This window comes from Enterobacter sp. BNK-22, from assembly GCF_048684805.1.
GTDB classification, from domain to species: Bacteria; Pseudomonadota; Gammaproteobacteria; order Enterobacterales; family Enterobacteriaceae; genus Enterobacter; species Enterobacter quasiroggenkampii.
On sequence record NZ_JBLQTT010000001.1, the window covers coordinates 3,631,352 to 3,647,351 of the forward strand.

Sequence of the window (16,000 nt, forward strand, 5' to 3'; positions counted from 1 at the left end):
ATTGTCGGTACCGCTGTTCTAATGGCGTTAATACAAAGTGAACGTATTATCACCATGTTGATTATAAAGTGTGATATCGATCACATTAACAGCTCTGCATGTTAAAGCGATGTAGCCGGTGTCAGGTTGCACCCCTGCTAAATGAGTAGGAGAATGGTTGTCGAAAAGTTGATCCATACTATGCGTACAGCCTGTGGTTTATGCTGCAATAGCACGCTCGCTTCCGTGGTTGTTCAGGAATACCGCTGTGTCTAAACAAAACCGTGATCCCCACTCGTCACCCCTGCCTGCCGGCATTGTGGAACTGTCGGTACACCGACCGCCCCGCATAACCGATGCCACGCCCGATTTTCTGGCGGAAGAAGTGCCCGTTGCGCTCGTTTACAACGGCATCTCGCATGTGGTGATGATGGCATCTCCGAAAGATCTTGAGCTGTTCGCCATCGGTTTTTCCCTCTCGGAAGGCATCATCGAGCATCCGCAAGAGATCTACGGCATGGACGTGGTCCAGGCCTGCAACGGTCTTGAAGTGCAAATCGAACTCTCCAGCCGCCGCTTTATGGGGCTTAAGGAGCGTCGTCGCGCGCTGGCCGGGCGTACCGGCTGCGGCGTGTGCGGCGTTGAGCAGCTTAACGATATTGGCAAGCCCGTTGCGCCACTGCCGTTTACTCAGACCTTTAATCTGGCGCACCTCGACCCCGCCCTTGAGCATCTCAACGACGTACAGCCCATCGGCCAACTGAGCGGCTGCACGCACGCGGCGGCGTGGGTATTGCCGTCGGGAGAGATTGCCGGTGGGCATGAAGACGTGGGTCGCCACGTGGCGCTGGATAAGCTGCTCGGTCGTCGTGCGCGTGAAAGTCAGATCTGGCAGCAGGGCGCGGCGCTCGTTTCCAGCCGGGCCAGCTACGAGATGGTGCAAAAGTCCGCCATGTGCGGTGTGGAAATTTTGTTCGCGGTGTCGGCGGCGACCACGCTGGCGGTAGAGGTAGCGGAGCGCTGTAACCTGACGCTGGTGGGTTTCTGCAAGCCGGGAAGGGCGACGATTTATACCCATCCTCAGCGATTAATAGTTGATCAGTAATTTTGAATGATATTAGCAAATCCTTCCGCTTTTAGTTGTTCGCGATGAGGTCTAGTATTTATCTCATCAAGGCACGGTGCCTTACCTAAACAACTTAATGAAAGGGTTTAAATCATGAAAAGCATCAAAACTTTTGTCGCTGTAATCGCTCTGGCTGCTTCTTTCGGTTCTTTCGCTGCGCAGACTGTGACCGCAACCGCCTCTACCATTGATGGTGCAGAAGCGAAAATCGCGGCTCAGGCTCAGGAAGCGGGCGCGTCATCGTACAAAATTACCCAGGCATTCTCCGGTAACCGCGTACACATGACTGCTGAACTGAATAAATAAGCGAGTCACACCGTCGAAAGAGCGCCCCCGGGGCGCTTTTTTAGTTTATGCCCGCCACGCGCAGCAATGCCGTCACCACCGCCGCGGCCACAATGACCACGATTAACGGCATTTTCCGCCAGGCCAAAAACACCGCAAACGCCACGCCCAGCACGCGCGCCATGCCTGCGAAGTGTTCTCCCTCATAAAAGGTGGTCGCCAGCGCGACGGAGAACAGCAATACCGTTGCCGCATCTGACAGCAGCGCCTGAGAACGCTCCGACAGCGCCAGCCGGTTGCCGAGTTTGGCGCCGCCAAGGCGCATTAAATAGGTTCCGGCAGAAAGAATGGCGATGCCGAGAATAAAGACCGTCATGTTTTCCATTATTTTTTCCTCGCGGCAAGACCGAGTAAAGAGAGCAGTACCGGTAATCCCACCGGGGCAAACGGCACGGCGGCCAGCGATAACACGGCGCCGCTGCAGGCGCGGATCAGCGTGGTACGGTTTTTAAATGCGGGAACCACTAATGCCAGCAGAATGGCCGGAAATACCGCGTCCAGCCCGATGGTTTCCGGGTCGGGCAACAGTTTGCCCACCATGGCACCCAGCAGCGCGCCCAGCGGCCAGATGATGGCAACGCCTAAGCCGCACAGCCAGTAGGCGGCTTTACGCTGTTCGGCGGTTTTTTGCGACAGGCCAAACACCACGCTTTCATCGTTCATGATGTGGCAGCCCAGCAGGCTCAGACCGCGCTTGCCCACCAGCTCACGCACCGTCACGCCAAACGGCACATGCCGCGCGTTAACCAGTAAACCTGCCGCCGCAGCTGCCAGCGGATTGCCGCCGCTCGCCACGATGCCGATAAACATGAACTCAGACGCGCCCGCCAGCACGGTAATGGAGAGCACAAACGGCACCCAGACCGGGAAACCGTAGGCCATCGCCAGCGAGCCGTAGGACATCCCGACCACGCCCACTGCGAGGCAGACCAGAATGATTGCTTTTATGGTGTCGCCTTTCAGACAAGAGAGATGATGCTTCATACAATTTTAGCCATATCGAACGTGTATCCATTATAATGAACGCAACGAAACTGATTTTCAAGACGAACGATTTGTTCGTTTTATAGAACGCGAGGCCGTTATATGACGCAGCCGATCAGCCTGATCGCCAAAAGTCTGGTGCGAGAACGCCTGCGAACCGGGCTTTCACTGGCGGAAATTGCCCGCCGTGCCGGGATCGCAAAATCCACGCTTTCCCAGCTGGAGTCCGGCAACGGTAACCCTAGCCTGGAAACGCTGTGGTCGCTCTGCGTGGCGCTGGATATTCCTTTCGCCCGTTTGCTTGAGCCACAGTTGCCGACCACGCAGGTGATCCGCCGTGGAGAAGGGACAAAAGTGGTGGCTGGACAGGCTAACTATGAAGCCATTTTACTGGCGGCATGCCCCCCCGGCGCGCGCCGCGATGTCTATCTTCTGATGACCCAACCGGGAGCAGACCGTATTTCACAGCCGCATCCACCGGGCTCGGTTGAACATATTATTGTGACGCAGGGGCGGGCGCTGGTCGGTCTGCTCGACGCGGCGGAAGAGCTCGGCGCAGGGGATTACATTTGTTATCCCGCCGACCAGCCGCATATCTTCAAGGCCCTGGAGCCAGACACTTACGCGCTGCTGGTGGCGGAACAAAACTAACAGAGATACGGAAACTCATGTCGCTTAAAGCCATTGCCAAAGAACTGGGGCTGTCAGTCACCACCGTCAGCCGCGCCCTCAACGGATATGACGACGTCTCCGCCGAGACGCGCGCACGCGTGGAAGCAGAAGCCCAGCGCCGTGGTTACCGACCGAACACCTTCGCCCGCCGCCTGAAGATGGGCAAAATTGACGCCGTTGGGCTGGTGTTCCCGGTCCATCCTGTTCCGCTCAATAACAGCGTATTTATGGACATGGTCGGCGAAATTAGCCACGAACTGGCGCGACATGAAATCGATTTGTTGCTGATTGCCGATGACGATCTGGCCGATAAACACAGCTACATGCGCATGGTGCAAAGCCGCCGCGTGGATGCGCTGATCGTGGCACACACGCTGGATCACGATCCCCGTCTTGAGCAGCTGCAGGCGGCCGGTTTTCCATTCCTGGCGCTCGGGCGCAGCCATCTCCCGCAGCCGTACGCGTGGTTTGATTTCGACAACTACGCCGGTACGCATCAGGCTACCCGCTGGCTGATCGAGAAAGGCCATCAGCGTATCGCGCTACTTGGCGAAAGCAACAATCAGGCGTTTATCACCCAGCGCCGTCAGGGCTATCTGGACGCGTTGCGGGAAGCCGGGCTTTCCAGCGAATGGCTGCGCGCTATGCCGCCTTCGCGCCGCGTTGGGTATGCCACCACGAAAGAACTGCTTGCCCTGCCGCAGCCGCCCACGGCCATCATCACCGACTGCAACACCCACGGCGACGGCGCGGCGATGGCCCTGGCGCAGCTGGGGCGTTTATCCGGCGACAACGCCGTCTCACTGGTGGTCTATGACGGACTACCCCAGGACAGCATCGTCGATATTGACGTGGCGTCGGTGATCCAGTCCACCCGCCAGGGCGTCGGGAAACAGATTGCCGATATGGTGCGCCAGCTGATTAACGGCGACGATATTGAACAGCTTCAGGTGCTCTGGCAGCCAGAATTCTCTCCGGGCCAGACGGCTTAAATAGCGCAAAATTTTAAAGCCGATCACAGAACCGAAACGTTTTGGTTTGTATCCGAAACGTTTCGGATCAACACTCAGATCATCCCGATGACAGGAGATGTCTGATGCAAGATTCCGTTTTACGTCTCGAAACCACGACGGTAGACGTGGTGATTAAAACCCATCCGTTCGCCGAAATTCTCTACTGGGGGCCTCACCTTCGGCACTTTTCGCCGCAGGATGTTACTCTGCTCGCGCGTCCTGTTGCCAACGGCAGGCTTGACGTCGACTCCCCGGTCACGCTGATGGCCGAGCTGGGGCACGGCCTATTTGGCTCGCCGGGCATTGAGGGGCATCGCCAGGGGCTGGACGGTTCCCCGGTGTTCAAAACCACCCAAGTGCAGCAGGGCGTAAATACCCTGACGATAACCGCCGAAGATGAGCATGCGGGACTGCGCCTGACCAGCGAGCTGGCGCTGGATGCCAGCGGCGTGCTGGTGGTTCGTCACGGTTTAACGAATCTGAAAGCGATCCCCTGGCAGGTGGACCGTTTCGCCGTCACGCTGCCGGTGGCCGAGCGCGCGCAGGAAGTGATGGCCTTCCACGGACGCTGGATCCGTGAATTCCAGCCGCACCGCGTAAAGCTTGAACACGACAGCTTCGTGATTGAAAACCGCCGGGGTAAAACCTCCCACGAGCACTTCCCGGCGCTGATTGCCGGTACGCCGTCGTTCAGCGAAATGCAGGGTGACGTCTGGGGCGTGCATCTGGGCTGGAGCGGTAATCACCGCCTGCGCGCGGAAGCGAAAACCGATGGTCGTCGCTACCTGCAGGCCGAAGCGCTCTACCTGCCGGGTGAAATGGCGGTTGAGGAGGGCGATACGCTCTGGACGCCGCGCCTGTATGCCAGCTACTCCACGCAGGGTCTGAACGGCATGAGCCAGCCGTTCCATCGCTACCTGCGCAACAACGTCATCCGCTTCCCGGAAAACAAACCGCGCCCGGTGCACCTCAATACCTGGGAAGGGATCTACTTCAACCACGATCCGGAGTACATCATGCGCATGGCCGACGAGGCTGCCGCCCTGGGCGTGGAGCGCTTCATCATTGATGATGGCTGGTTCAAAGGTCGTAATGACGACCATGCGGCGCTGGGCGACTGGTATCTGGATGAGAAAAAATACCCGAACGGCCTGACGCCGGTGATCGACCACGTCAAGCGGCTTGGCATGGAGTTTGGCATCTGGGTAGAGCCGGAGATGATCAATCCGGATTCCGATTTGTACCGCGCGCATCCTGACTGGGTACTGGCGCTGCCGGGCTATCCCCAGGCGACCGGACGACACCAGCTGGTGCTCAATCTCAACATCCCGGAGGCCTTTGATTACCTGGTGGAGCGCATGAGCTGGCTGCTGGGCGAGCATGCGGTCGACTACGTGAAGTGGGACATGAACCGCGAGCTGGTGCAGCCGGGACACAACGGTAAAGCCGCTGCCGACGCGCAGACCCGCCAGTTTTACCGCCTGCTGGACGTGCTGGGCGAGCGCTTCCCGCATATTGAGTTTGAATCGTGCTCCTCCGGCGGTGGGCGCATTGATTATGAGGTACTGACCCGCAGCCACCGCTTCTGGGCGTCTGACAACAACGACGCGCTGGAGCGCAGCACCATCCAGCGCGGCATGAGCTACTTCTTCCCGCCGGAGGTGATGGGCGCGCATATCGGTCATCATAAATGCCACGCCACCTTCCGCCAGCATAGCATCCAGTTTCGCGGCTTGACGGCCCTGTTTGGCCATATGGGGCTGGAGCTGGATCCGCTCACCGTGGACGCACAGGAGCGCGAAGGCTATCGCCATTACGCCGCGCTGCACAAGCAGTGGCGAGAGGTGATCCACCATGGTACCCAGTGGCGTATTGATATGCCGGATGCCACCACGCTGGCGCAGGGGATGGTGAGCGAAGATAAGGCGCAGGGGCTGTTTATGGTCAGCCAGCTCGCGATGCCGGATTACAGCCTGATGATGCCGCTGCGCATGGCGGGACTGGAGGCTAGCGCGCGGTACCGCGTCATGCTGCTCGATCACCCGAATATTCAGATTACGGGCGAGGGAGGGCACACCATGCGCAAGCTGCCAGAGTGGATGGAAACGCCGCAAACGGTGAGCGGCGAGTGGCTGATGCAGGCGGGCATTGCGCTGCCGATTCTGGATCCGGAAACCGCCGTTCTGATTGGCGTTGAACGCGTGTAAAGGTGACGGGCCGGGCAGCCGGCCCTCCGTTGAGGATAAAAATAATGAACACAACAACCTGTACCCACAAAGACAACCCTAACTTCTGGATCTTCGGGCTGTTCTTCTTTCTCTACTTCTTCATCATGGCCACCTGCTTTCCGTTCCTGCCGATTTGGCTGTCGGACATCATCGGCCTGAATAAAACCCATACCGGGATTGTCTTCTCCTGCATCTCGCTGTCGGCCATCGCGTTCCAGCCGCTACTGGGCGTTATTTCGGACAAGCTGGGGCTGAAAAAACACCTTCTGTGGATCATCGCGGTGCTGCTGGTTCTGTTCGCACCGTTCTTCCTGTACGTCTTCGCGCCGCTGCTGAAAACCAATATCTGGCTGGGGGCGCTGAGCGGTGGGTTGTATATCGGCTTTGTCTTCTCAGCGGGGTCGGGGGCGATTGAGGCCTACATCGAACGCGTGAGCCGCAACAGCTTCTTTGAATACGGCAAGGCGCGGATGTTTGGCTGCCTCGGCTGGGGCTTGTGCGCCTCCACGGGCGGCATCCTGTTCGGCATCGATCCGTCGTATGTTTTCTGGATGGGATCGGGAGCGGCATTGCTGCTGATGCTGCTGCTGGTGGTCGCGAAGCCGAAGCCCAACCAGACGGCGCAGGTCATGGATGCCCTGGGCGCGAACCAGCCGCAAATCACCGCAAAAACCGTGTTCAACCTGTTCCGCCAGCGCAGAATGTGGATGTTTATCCTCTACGTGATTGGCGTGGCCTGCGTGTATGACGTTTTCGATCAGCAGTTTGCCACCTTCTTTAAAACCTTCTTCGCCACGCCGCAGGAGGGGACCCGCGCCTTTGGTTTCGCAACGACTGCCGGGGAGATTTGTAATGCCATCATTATGTTCTGTTCGCCGTGGATCATTAACCGCATCGGCGCGAAGAACACGCTGCTGATCGCCGGGGTAATTATGGCGACGCGCATTATCGGCTCGTCGTTCGCCACCACTGCCGTGGAGGTGATTGCCCTCAAGATGCTGCACGCACTGGAAGTCCCGTTCCTGCTGGTGGGCGCTTTCAAGTACATCACCGGGGTGTTTGATACCCGACTGTCGGCGACTATCTATCTGATCGGCTTCCAGTTTGCCAAACAGTCGGCGGCGATTATTCTCTCCGCTTTTGCCGGGAATATGTATGACCGGATCGGCTTCCAGGAGACGTATCTGATGCTGGGCTGTTTCGTGCTGGCGATTACGGTGGTGTCGGCGTTTACGCTGAGCAGCAGGCAGGAGATTGCCGCCGCCGCGGGGGCGGCAGCGCTAACACATCAGTCCAGGTAAAAGACCTCTTTAAGTTCCGCACTCACCGGGCTGTTATCCGGGTTAGACGGCATGACGTCGCCCATATGTTTCCACCAGCGCTGGCAGACGTCGGTATTCGCTACCGCGTTCCAGCGCTCCTCCGATTCAATCTCCACGGTCGCAAACAGCAGGTTACGTGCTTTGTCGAGATAAATGGCGTAGTGGTGAGCGCCGTGGTCTTTCAGCACCGCTTCAAGCTCGGGCCAAATTGGATTGTGGCGACGCGCGTACTCCTCGTGCGCGTCCGGGTTCACCTGCATCACAAACGCTTTGCGGATCATAATGCCTCCAGATAGAGCTCGCGGACTTCATCGCGGCTGGCGGTGCGCGGATTGCATGGCGCACACGGATCCGCGAGGGCTTTATCCAGCCAGCCTTCGATATCGGCTTTAGTGACGCCGAGCTGGCTGAAGCCCGCAGGAATGCCGACGCGAGCGCTCAGGTCGCGAATCGCCTGAATGGCGGACATGCTGGCGGCTTCATCACTCATGCCGCGGGTATCGACGCCCATCGCCTGCGCCACGCGGGCGAAGCGGGTGATTGCGTGCGGGCGGTTAAAGCTTTCGACGATCGGCAGCAGAATGGCGTTGCACACGCCGTGCGGCAGGTTATGCGTCGCGCCCGGCTGGTGCGCCAGAGCGTGTACCAGACCCAGACCCGCACTGTTAAACGCCATGCCCGCCAGATACTGGCCAAACGCCATCTGCTCGCGCGCCTCAAGGTTATGACCGTTATCAACCGCTTCCGGCAGCCACAGGTTGATCAGGCGAATCGCCTCCAGCGCGTTGGCATCGGTCAGCGGGTGCGCGCCAACGGACACATAGGCTTCAATGGCGTGGGTTAATGCGTCCATACCGGTTGCGGCGGTCACGGAGGCCGGAATATCCAGCATGACGCTGGCATCGTCCACGGCGATATCCGGGATGATGTTCGGGTCGATGATCACCTCTTTCACCTGACGCGCGGAGTCGATGATCACCGCATTACTGGTCATCTCCGCCGCCGTCCCTGCGGTGGTGTTGATCGCTACCAGCGGCACCCCCGCATTTTTCACCTTGCCGACGCCGGAATAATCGGTTGACGGGCCGGGGTTAGCGGTGAGGATTTTAATCGCCTTGGCGGTATCAATCGGGCTGCCGCCGCCAAAGGCAATGACGTAATCACACTCTGCGTCCCGGTAAGCCGAAAATCCTTTTTGCACCAGCGCTTCTGTTGGGTTCGGGAACACCTCATCGAACAGGTGATACGACATCTGATGGGCGTCCAGCGCGGTAAACAGGCTGTCGAGCAGGCCCAGCTTCACCAGCTGGCCGTCGGTGACAATCAGCGCTTTTCCCCACTGCTTGTTCGCTACCAGATTGACCATATCGCCGATTGCGCCCGCGCCGTGAAGGCTGATTTTTGGAAGCGCCAACATAAAGCTCATGATAATTCTCCTTAACGATCAACGTTTGTCCTGCAAAGGCGTTATGCGTATAAATCCAGCGCGGATTGCAGCGGGCTCACGCCAAAGCGCTTGCCGAGGGCGATGAGCGCTTCCCGGGGAATGGTCTGCTTCATGCCGCCCATGGCGTACACCTTCACCAGCACTTCCGCTGATTTCTCGGCGGTGTCGATCAGGCCAAAGGTTTCATCCAGCGTTGGACCGCTGCCGAACACGCCGTGGAACGGCCATAGCACCAGAGAATGTTTTTGCATATCAACGGCGGTTGCCTGGCCGATTTCGTCGGTACCCGGTACCATCCACGGCAGAATGCCCACGCCATCCGGGAATACCACCAGACACTCGGTACTGCCTTCCCAGAGCTTGCGGGTGATGACATCGGCGCTGTTTTCCAGCACGTAGGTCAGGGCGATCAGGTTCGTGGCGTGGCAGTGCATGATCACGCGGTCCTTGCCATTGGTCGCTTTGATGCGCTCGCAGTGGGAGAGGAAGTGCGCCGGCAGTTCGGAGGTGGGCACCGCTTCATCCGTCAGCCCCCACAGAATGTGGTAACCCGCGCCGTCGCTGTCCACTTTCACCACGCCGAGGTTGGCCTCCGGGTCGAGCTGGACGTTACGGAAAAACTTGCCGGAACCGGTGACGATAAACGGCGTGTTGGCGAGCAGCGGCATCGGCTGGCTCAGCGCGATATAGCGCGGCTTCGCGTGGAAATCGGCCGCGAAAGGTTCGATATCCGCGTCGTCCAGGCGCAGCGTCAGGTTGCCGCCGTTGCGCTCGTCCCAGCCTTTCAGCCAGGCGTCGGAGGTGGCTTTGATCATGCCCTGGACGAACCAGGAGTGGGTGATAGTCTGCATACTGTGGTTCCTTTGAAAATGCCGGGTGGCGCTACGCTTACCCGGCCTACTCTTACCTGTAGACCCGGCAGGCAACGTGCTGCCGGGCGATGTTTTTACTGACGAGCGGCGAGAACGTCTTTCTCATACGCCCGCACGTTGTTCAGCCACTGGCTGCCCGCTGGGGCATCGTTACGCTGGCAGTACATCTCCCACACTGCCTGCCACGGCAGGGATTTCTGCTCTTCCAGCAGCGCCAGACGTGCGGTGTAGTCACCATTAGCCTCCAGCTGTTTCAGCGTGGCGACTGGCTCCAGCAACGCGCGCAGCAGGGCTTTCTTCATATTGCGGGTGCCGATAACCCACGCCGCGATGCGGTTGATGGAGGCATCGAAGAAGTCGAGGCCGATGTGTACGCGGTCAAAGAGATCGTGGCGGATGATTTCGCTGGCAATCGCCTGGGTTTCGTCATCCAGCAGCACCACGTGGTCGCTGTCCCAGCGCACCGGACGGCTGACGTGCAGCAGCAGACGCGGCACGTAGAGCATGGCGGCGGAGATTTTGTCGGAGATCACCTCGGTCGGGTGGAAGTGGCCAGCATCCAGACACAGCGCGGTCTGGCGGCTGGTGGCGTAACCCATATAGAACTCGTTCGAGCCCACGGTATAGCTCTCGGCGCCTATGCCGAACAGCTTGCTCTCGACGGCGTCGATGTGGTGCGCCGGGTCCAGCTTCTCGCTGAGAGCCTCATCCAGCGCGGCCAGCAGGCGCTGGCGCGGAGCCAGACGATCGACGGTGATATCCTTCATGCCGTCCGGGATCCAAATGTTCATCACCGACGGTGTGCCGAGCTGCTCGCCGAAATACGCCGAAACGCGGCGGCTGGCCTTCACGTGATCGATCCAGAACTGGCGGATGTCGTTGTCCGCGTGGGCGAGAGTAAAACCGTCCGCACTCAGCGGATGTGAGAAGCAGGACGGGTTAAAGTCCAGGCCCAGCCTGTTGGTTTTGGCCCACTCTACCCAGTTCTTAAAGTGTTCCGGTTTGATTTCGTTGCGCGCCACCGGCTCATCGGATTCGAGATAAATTGCATGCAGGTTCAGGCGCTTTGGCCCCGGGATCAGGCTCAGCGCCAGTTCAAGGTCGGCGCGCAGTTCGGTCGCGTTGCGCGCTTTGCCTGGATAGTTACCCGTGGCCTGAATACCCCCCGTCAGGGAACCGCCTGGGTTCTCGAAGCCAGCGACGTCATCGCCCTGCCAGCAGTGCATGGAGACGGGCAGGCGGTCGAGCTGGCGCAGCGCCTCTTCGACATCCACTCCGACGGCGGCGAAACGCTGTTTAGCCAGATCCCAGGCTTGTTCTAATTGAGTTGTCATGCACAAAGCTCCTTAGTCAGTCGGTTTTGCTGAAACTGCGCGCGAAAGCGAGCAATTTCATGGCAGGGATTGGGTGTGAAGGTGGTCAGACTGGCGTTCGCCGTCACCACCGAACGGAAGTCGTCAACGTTGGAAAGTTCGTCCAGAGTCATCAGCTGAATGCCGATATTGCCGAGCGTGGAGGCCTCCACGGGACCTGCCACCACGGTGACGTCGCAGGCATCGGCGCAGAGCTGGTTCAGCAGCTGGTTCTGGCAGCCGCCGCCCACGATATGCAGTTGGCTGAAGGGTTTTCCGCGAAGGCTCGCCAGCTCGCTGAGGATGTCGGCATACAGCAGGGCGAGGCTGTCAAAAATGCAGCGCGCCAGTTCGGGAGGGCTGGACGGCACCGGCTGCCCGACCTCGACGCAGGCGGCCTGAATTTCGGCGCTCATGTGCGCCGGATTGATAAAGCGCTCATCGTTCGGGTTGATCAGGAACGTGCAGGCCTTCAGCTTCTCGGTTTCGGCGATAAGCGCAGGCAGGTCGGTAATGTTCTGTTCTTTCAGTACCCGCTGGAGCAGCCACAGCCCCATGATGTTTTTCAGTACGCGGTAGCGGCCTTCGGCACCCCCTTCGTTGGTAATGTTTGCGGCCATGGCAGCATCGCTGGCGTACGGGGTTTTGCTCTCAAAGCCCATCAGCGACCAGGTGCCGGACGAGAGGTAAGCCGCGTCTTTGCTCGCAAGTGGGGAAGCAATCACCGCGCTGGCGGTATCGTGGCTGGCGACGGCAACGACAGGAATTGCGTTCCCCTGTGGGCAAATCCAGTGACCGATCACATTACCCGGGTGGGTTGGTGTACCGAACCAGGAAGGCGACGCTCCCGTCCAGGCCAGCAGATGTTCATCCCAGTTATCCGAGTTGATGTTGACCAACTGCGTGGTGGTGGCGTTGGTATATTCCCAGTTCATGTTGCCGGTCAGGCGGTAGCTCAGGTAGTCCGGGATCAGCAGCGCATGGGCCACGTCCGCCACCAGCTCTGGCTGTTGCTCGACCAAAGCGCGCAGCTGATAAAGCGTGTTAAACGGCAGAAACTGAATGCCGCTGCGTCTGTAGATGTTGTCCTTGCCAAGCTGGGCGATAGCGTGCGCCATCAGGCCGTCGGTGCGGTTGTCGCGATAAGAAACCGGCAAGCCGACGCGTTCGCCATGGCTATCAAGCAGAACGTAGTCCACGCCCCAGGTATCAATGCCGATGCTGTCGATGCGAATACCATCGTTGCAGACGTTGTTCAGTCCGATACGGATCTCCGCCTCCAGGGCATCGATATCCCAGGCCACAAAGCCGTCCTGCTTTTGCAGGCAGTTGGCGAAACGGTGCATTTCGCGAAGCGCAAGCGTGTGCTGCTCACGGTCCCAGCTCGCGAGCATTACGCGCCCGCTGGATGCGCCTAAATCGACAGCCACACAATGGCGAAAAGTCATAGTCGGGTCCTTTCTTAAGTCATTAGCGGTGAGTGTAAAAAAGGGAAGAAAAAGTCACCTTCTCACCACTGACAGGCCAAATCTCGCGCTGGCAAGAAAGCAAAGGTGAATGTGAGGGAGTTCACAGTTTCCAGTGGTGGCGGGATTTTCAGGCAGTGTGACGCTGACCGCATTTCCCGAACTTTCCCCCTGTTTCTTGAAAAATGGACAGCTTTTGCGAGGTTTACTGCCAAAAATTGAAGGTGAGTGCGGAAGGCCTTAATTACTATTTTGAGAACATTTTTCATTGGTGGAGGCCGTTATGACCGTACTGCACAGCGTGGATTTTTTTCCTTCAGGAGGGGCGCCTGTCGCGATTGAGCCACGGCTTCCTCAGGCCGCGTTCCCGGAGCATCACCATGATTTTCATGAAATTGTGATTGTTGAGCGCGGGACAGGTATTCATGTCTTCAATGGCCAGCCTTATACCATCAGCGGCGGTACGGTGTGCTTCGTGCGCGACCACGATCGGCACCTGTATGAGCATACCGACAACCTGTATCTGACGAATGTGCTCTACCGTTCCCCGGATGCGTTCCAGTTTCTTTCGCGGCTGAATCAGCTGTTGCCCCAGGAGCAAGACGGACACTATCCGTCGCACTGGCGCGTGAATCAGTCCACCCTGCAGCAGGTGCGTCAGCTGGTGGGCCAAATGGAGAAGAGCGAGGACGGGCGGGAGACGCACGCCATTGCCACGCGCGAACTGCTGTTTATGCAGCTTCTGGTGCTGCTGCGCCGCAGCAGCCTGGTGGAAGGGCTGGAAGATAACAACGCGCGCCTGAACCATCTGATGGCCTGGCTGGAAGATCATTTCGCTGAGGATGTCTGCTGGGAAACGCTTGCGGATGATTTTTCACTGTCGCTGCGCACCCTGCATCGCCAGCTTAAACAGCATACCGGTATGACGCCGCAGCGATATCTCAACCGTCTGCGCCTGATCAAAGCGCGTCATCTTTTACGTCATACCGACGAAAGCGTCACGGATATCGCCTATTGCTGCGGTTTTGGTGACAGCAATCACTTTTCAACGCTGTTTCGCCGGGAATTTAACTGGTCGCCGCGTGATATTCGTCAGGGGAAAGACGCGATGCTTCAGTAACGCGAGGGCAGTCACCGTTTTATTTCCGCAAAAAAGATAATAGTGTCAGGTTATTCGGCGTAGAGGTCGTGGTGTGGCTGCTCAGTTAATCCTTCGCAAAGATGATTTTTATGCCTCCGCGAGCCAGGCCGTGACGGTGGCCGACCGCTACCCACAAGACGTCTTTGCCGAACATACCCACGAGTTTTGCGAACTGGTGCTGGTATGGCGCGGTAACGGCCTGCACATCCTCAACGACCGTCCCTACCGCATCACGCGCGGAGATCTGTTCTACATTCGCGCGGAGGATAAGCATTCCTACGCCTCGGTTAATGACCTGGTGCTGCAGAACGTTATTTACTGTCCGGACAGGCTCAGGCTTAACGTAGACTGGGCCGCAAGCATCCCGGGTTTTCTTGATGCTAAGGGTTCTCCGCACTGGCGCTTAAGCAGTAACGGCATGGCTCAGGTACGGCAGGTTATTTCTCAACTGGAGCAGGAGAGCCAGAAGAACGACCCCGTTTCTAACCAGCTAGCGGAGTTGCTTTTCGCCCAACTGGTGGTGACGTTAAAGCGCCATCGTTACGCCACTGATAACCCCTCCGCCACGACGCAGGAAGCGCTGCTGGATAAGCTCATCACCACGCTTGCGGGCAGCCTGAATAAAAACTTTATACTGGAGAAATTCTGCGAGCAGGAGCAGTGCAGCGAGCGCGCGTTGCGCCAGCAGTTCCGCACCCTGACCGGGATGACGGTCAACCACTATCTGCGCCAGCTACGCATCTGCCATGCACAATATCTCCTTCAGCATACGGAGTGGATGGTCAGTGATGTGGCGATGTGCTGCGGCTTTGAAGACAGTAACTACTTTTCAGTAGTGTTTAATCGCGAGGTGGGGATGACGCCGGTACAGTGGCGTCATCGCAGTCGAAAGGGGTCGTGATCAGTTTGCCATGCCGAGCCCAACGATATTGGCAGCGATAATGATCACCACGCAGCCGAGGCTCAGTACGCCAACCGGACGATGTCCGGCGTTCTTCCACTCTTTCAGCACCAGACCGACCAGCCCGCCACACAGTACGTAGAAACTCATGTGCAGCATCCAGCTGACGTAGTCGTATTGCACCGGAATGCTGGCATGGCCCCAGGCGTAGAAGAAAAACTGTAAATACCACATCAGGCCGCCGAGCGCGGAGAGTAACACGTTGGTGATGATAAGCGATGTTGCCAGCGAGAAGTCGGTTTTTACCGACAGGTTTTTTACTTTTGCGAGACGAATGAAGCAGAAGCCCAGGTTAACCATCGCGCCGCCACCCATAATCACGACATAGCTTGGCAGCGCAACGTACAGCGGGTCGACGCCCAGCGCGGCGGCGGCGTCATGCATAGGCCTGGCAGCATTCATCGCGAACGACATACCGGCCGAGAAGATGCCGCACATCACCGCCAGCAGCAGACCTTTCTTCAGGTTAAAATCTTCGGCTTTAATGCCCATCTTGCGCTCTTTCAGCTGCCCCGCGCGAGTCACGATTCCTACGCCAACGACCGCCACCAGCACGCCCAGGAGCGTCATCCGCCCACCCTGAGTATTAATAAGCACCTCGACGTTGCCGTTGAGAACTGGCGTCATCAGGGTACCGACGATCAGCGTAATGCCAATCGCGATACCAATGCCCATCGACATGCCGAGATAGCGCATGGTGAGGCCATAGTTGATGTTACCGACGCCCCACATCGCGCCGAACAGGAACACCGGCAGCAGGGTGGAAGCACTGAAGGAGGAGAAGTAACCCCAGAAATCGGGCAGCAGCATGGCGCTAATGGTCCAGGGCAAAATCAGCCAGGACACGACCCCGCCAACGGACCACATGGTTTCCCATGACCAGCCTCTCACCTTTTTAAACGGAGCATAGAAACAGGCTGCACTGGCAGCGCCTATCAAATGCCAGAAGATACCCATCGTAATCGCATGATTCATTTTTACACCCTCATCGTTTTTATCGTCAGTGGCTTCTCTTCGACTTGAGGAGTGTAAAAATTAGGCAGTCCGGGAACCTTCAGAAGGTTGCCGCACAGGTGTTCTGGATGGCAATCA

16 protein-coding genes are annotated in these 16,000 nt (G+C 58.2%); 8 read left to right on the forward strand and 8 right to left on the reverse strand.

What is annotated here, in order from left to right; all coding sequences use genetic code 11:
* Window positions 1-247 precede the first annotated feature (247 nt).
* Together fdhD and ACMGGE_RS17110 are read left to right on the forward strand one after the other, a co-directional pair.
* On the forward strand, window positions 248-1,084 hold the full coding sequence (gene fdhD / locus ACMGGE_RS17105) for a formate dehydrogenase accessory sulfurtransferase FdhD (RefSeq protein ID WP_420293988.1): 837 nt from the start codon (window positions 248-250) through the stop codon (window positions 1,082-1,084).
* A gap of 114 nt (window positions 1,085-1,198) precedes the next feature.
* Window positions 1,199-1,411 (forward strand): DUF1471 domain-containing protein, encoded by a 213-nt coding sequence (locus ACMGGE_RS17110; RefSeq protein ID WP_021242795.1) that lies wholly within the window; start codon window positions 1,199-1,201, stop codon window positions 1,409-1,411.
* A gap of 40 nt (window positions 1,412-1,451) precedes the next feature.
* On the opposite strand, the gene ACMGGE_RS17115 is transcribed toward ACMGGE_RS17110, so the two are convergent.
* Window positions 1,452-1,775, reverse strand: a complete 324-nt coding sequence (locus ACMGGE_RS17115) for an AzlD domain-containing protein (protein WP_008501826.1) — start codon at window positions 1,773-1,775, stop codon at window positions 1,452-1,454.
* Complete coding sequence (locus ACMGGE_RS17120; RefSeq protein WP_045909098.1) at window positions 1,775-2,434, reverse strand: AzlC family ABC transporter permease; 660 nt, start codon at window positions 2,432-2,434, stop codon at window positions 1,775-1,777. Before ACMGGE_RS17120 ends, ACMGGE_RS17115 begins: the two co-directional genes overlap by 1 nt.
* Window positions 2,435-2,536: 102 nt before the next feature.
* On the opposite strand from ACMGGE_RS17120, the gene ACMGGE_RS17125 reads away from it, so the two are divergent.
* The 4 genes from ACMGGE_RS17125 to ACMGGE_RS17140 all read left to right on the forward strand — a co-directional run bounded on the left by ACMGGE_RS17125 (window position 2,537) and on the right by ACMGGE_RS17140 (window position 7,648).
* On the forward strand, window positions 2,537-3,085 hold the full coding sequence (locus ACMGGE_RS17125; RefSeq protein WP_023309744.1) for a helix-turn-helix domain-containing protein: 549 nt from the start codon (window positions 2,537-2,539) through the stop codon (window positions 3,083-3,085).
* A gap of 17 nt (window positions 3,086-3,102) precedes the next feature.
* Entirely contained in the window at window positions 3,103-4,098 is a 996-nt protein-coding gene (locus ACMGGE_RS17130; RefSeq protein ID WP_048028374.1) for a LacI family DNA-binding transcriptional regulator, read from the forward strand.
* A gap of 104 nt (window positions 4,099-4,202) precedes the next feature.
* Window positions 4,203-6,326: an alpha-galactosidase gene (locus ACMGGE_RS17135; RefSeq protein ID WP_420293989.1), complete on the forward strand. Its 2,124-nt coding sequence runs from the start codon at window positions 4,203-4,205 to the stop codon at window positions 6,324-6,326.
* 44 nt (window positions 6,327-6,370) lie between these two features.
* The gene (locus ACMGGE_RS17140; protein WP_262802629.1) at window positions 6,371-7,648 is read left to right on the forward strand and encodes an MFS transporter; all 1,278 of its coding nucleotides are present in this window, start codon (window positions 6,371-6,373) and stop codon (window positions 7,646-7,648) included.
* Here ACMGGE_RS17140 and rhaM read toward each other — a convergent pair.
* From rhaM to rhaB, 5 genes are all read right to left on the reverse strand, one after another.
* Window positions 7,636-7,950: an L-rhamnose mutarotase gene (gene rhaM, locus ACMGGE_RS17145; RefSeq protein ID WP_069719780.1), complete on the reverse strand. Its 315-nt coding sequence runs from the start codon at window positions 7,948-7,950 to the stop codon at window positions 7,636-7,638. The genes ACMGGE_RS17140 and rhaM overlap by 13 nt on opposite strands.
* Window positions 7,947-9,095 carry a lactaldehyde reductase gene (gene fucO, locus ACMGGE_RS17150; protein ID WP_048028380.1) on the reverse strand — a complete coding sequence of 383 codons (1,149 nt, stop codon included), beginning with the start codon at window positions 9,093-9,095 and terminating at the stop codon, window positions 7,947-7,949. Before fucO ends, rhaM begins: the two co-directional genes overlap by 4 nt.
* A 41-nt stretch (window positions 9,096-9,136) precedes the next feature.
* Window positions 9,137-9,967: a rhamnulose-1-phosphate aldolase gene (rhaD, locus tag ACMGGE_RS17155; RefSeq protein ID WP_048028382.1), complete on the reverse strand. Its 831-nt coding sequence runs from the start codon at window positions 9,965-9,967 to the stop codon at window positions 9,137-9,139.
* A 95-nt stretch (window positions 9,968-10,062) separates the two neighbouring features.
* The gene (gene rhaA, locus ACMGGE_RS17160) at window positions 10,063-11,322 is read right to left on the reverse strand and encodes an L-rhamnose isomerase (protein ID WP_045909105.1); all 1,260 of its coding nucleotides are present in this window, start codon (window positions 11,320-11,322) and stop codon (window positions 10,063-10,065) included.
* A complete protein-coding gene (gene rhaB / locus ACMGGE_RS17165) occupies window positions 11,319-12,788 on the reverse strand; it encodes a rhamnulokinase (RefSeq protein ID WP_234085257.1) in 1,470 nt (489 codons plus the stop codon). Before rhaB ends, rhaA begins: the two co-directional genes overlap by 4 nt.
* A gap of 301 nt (window positions 12,789-13,089) precedes the next feature.
* Between rhaB and rhaS the strand changes: the two genes are divergently transcribed.
* Window positions 13,090-13,926: an HTH-type transcriptional activator RhaS gene (gene rhaS, locus ACMGGE_RS17170; RefSeq protein ID WP_104949850.1), complete on the forward strand. Its 837-nt coding sequence runs from the start codon at window positions 13,090-13,092 to the stop codon at window positions 13,924-13,926.
* 73 nt (window positions 13,927-13,999) lie between these two features.
* Window positions 14,000-14,848: an HTH-type transcriptional activator RhaR gene (rhaR, locus tag ACMGGE_RS17175; RefSeq protein WP_045909109.1), complete on the forward strand. Its 849-nt coding sequence runs from the start codon at window positions 14,000-14,002 to the stop codon at window positions 14,846-14,848.
* Here rhaR and rhaT read toward each other — a convergent pair whose 3' ends face one another.
* Window positions 14,849-15,883: an L-rhamnose/proton symporter RhaT gene (gene rhaT / locus ACMGGE_RS17180; protein ID WP_048028388.1), complete on the reverse strand. Its 1,035-nt coding sequence runs from the start codon at window positions 15,881-15,883 to the stop codon at window positions 14,849-14,851.
* Window positions 15,884-16,000: the final 117 nt, after the last annotated feature.

What these genes read in the sequence shown, in the direction of transcription:
- rhaM (WP_069719780.1), bottom strand. Translation starts at nt 7,950, where the DNA reads ATGATCCGCAAAGCGTTTGTGATGCAGGTGAACCCGGACGCGCACGAG.
- ACMGGE_RS17130 (WP_048028374.1), top strand. Translation starts at nt 3,103, where the DNA reads ATGTCGCTTAAAGCCATTGCCAAAGAACTGGGGCTGTCAGTCACCACC.
- ACMGGE_RS17115 (WP_008501826.1), bottom strand. Translation starts at nt 1,775, where the DNA reads ATGGAAAACATGACGGTCTTTATTCTCGGCATCGCCATTCTTTCTGCC.
- rhaS (WP_104949850.1), top strand. Translation starts at nt 13,090, where the DNA reads ATGACCGTACTGCACAGCGTGGATTTTTTTCCTTCAGGAGGGGCGCCT.
- rhaD (WP_048028382.1), bottom strand. Translation starts at nt 9,967, where the DNA reads ATGCAGACTATCACCCACTCCTGGTTCGTCCAGGGCATGATCAAAGCC.
- ACMGGE_RS17125 (WP_023309744.1), top strand. Translation starts at nt 2,537, where the DNA reads ATGACGCAGCCGATCAGCCTGATCGCCAAAAGTCTGGTGCGAGAACGC.
- rhaA (WP_045909105.1), bottom strand. Translation starts at nt 11,322, where the DNA reads ATGACAACTCAATTAGAACAAGCCTGGGATCTGGCTAAACAGCGTTTC.
- rhaT (WP_048028388.1), bottom strand. Translation starts at nt 15,883, where the DNA reads ATGAATCATGCGATTACGATGGGTATCTTCTGGCATTTGATAGGCGCT.
- ACMGGE_RS17135 (WP_420293989.1), top strand. Translation starts at nt 4,203, where the DNA reads ATGCAAGATTCCGTTTTACGTCTCGAAACCACGACGGTAGACGTGGTG.
- ACMGGE_RS17110 (WP_021242795.1), top strand. Translation starts at nt 1,199, where the DNA reads ATGAAAAGCATCAAAACTTTTGTCGCTGTAATCGCTCTGGCTGCTTCT.
- ACMGGE_RS17140 (WP_262802629.1), top strand. Translation starts at nt 6,371, where the DNA reads ATGAACACAACAACCTGTACCCACAAAGACAACCCTAACTTCTGGATC.
- fucO (WP_048028380.1), bottom strand. Translation starts at nt 9,095, where the DNA reads ATGAGCTTTATGTTGGCGCTTCCAAAAATCAGCCTTCACGGCGCGGGC.
- ACMGGE_RS17120 (WP_045909098.1), bottom strand. Translation starts at nt 2,434, where the DNA reads ATGAAGCATCATCTCTCTTGTCTGAAAGGCGACACCATAAAAGCAATC.
- rhaB (WP_234085257.1), bottom strand. Translation starts at nt 12,788, where the DNA reads ATGACTTTTCGCCATTGTGTGGCTGTCGATTTAGGCGCATCCAGCGGG.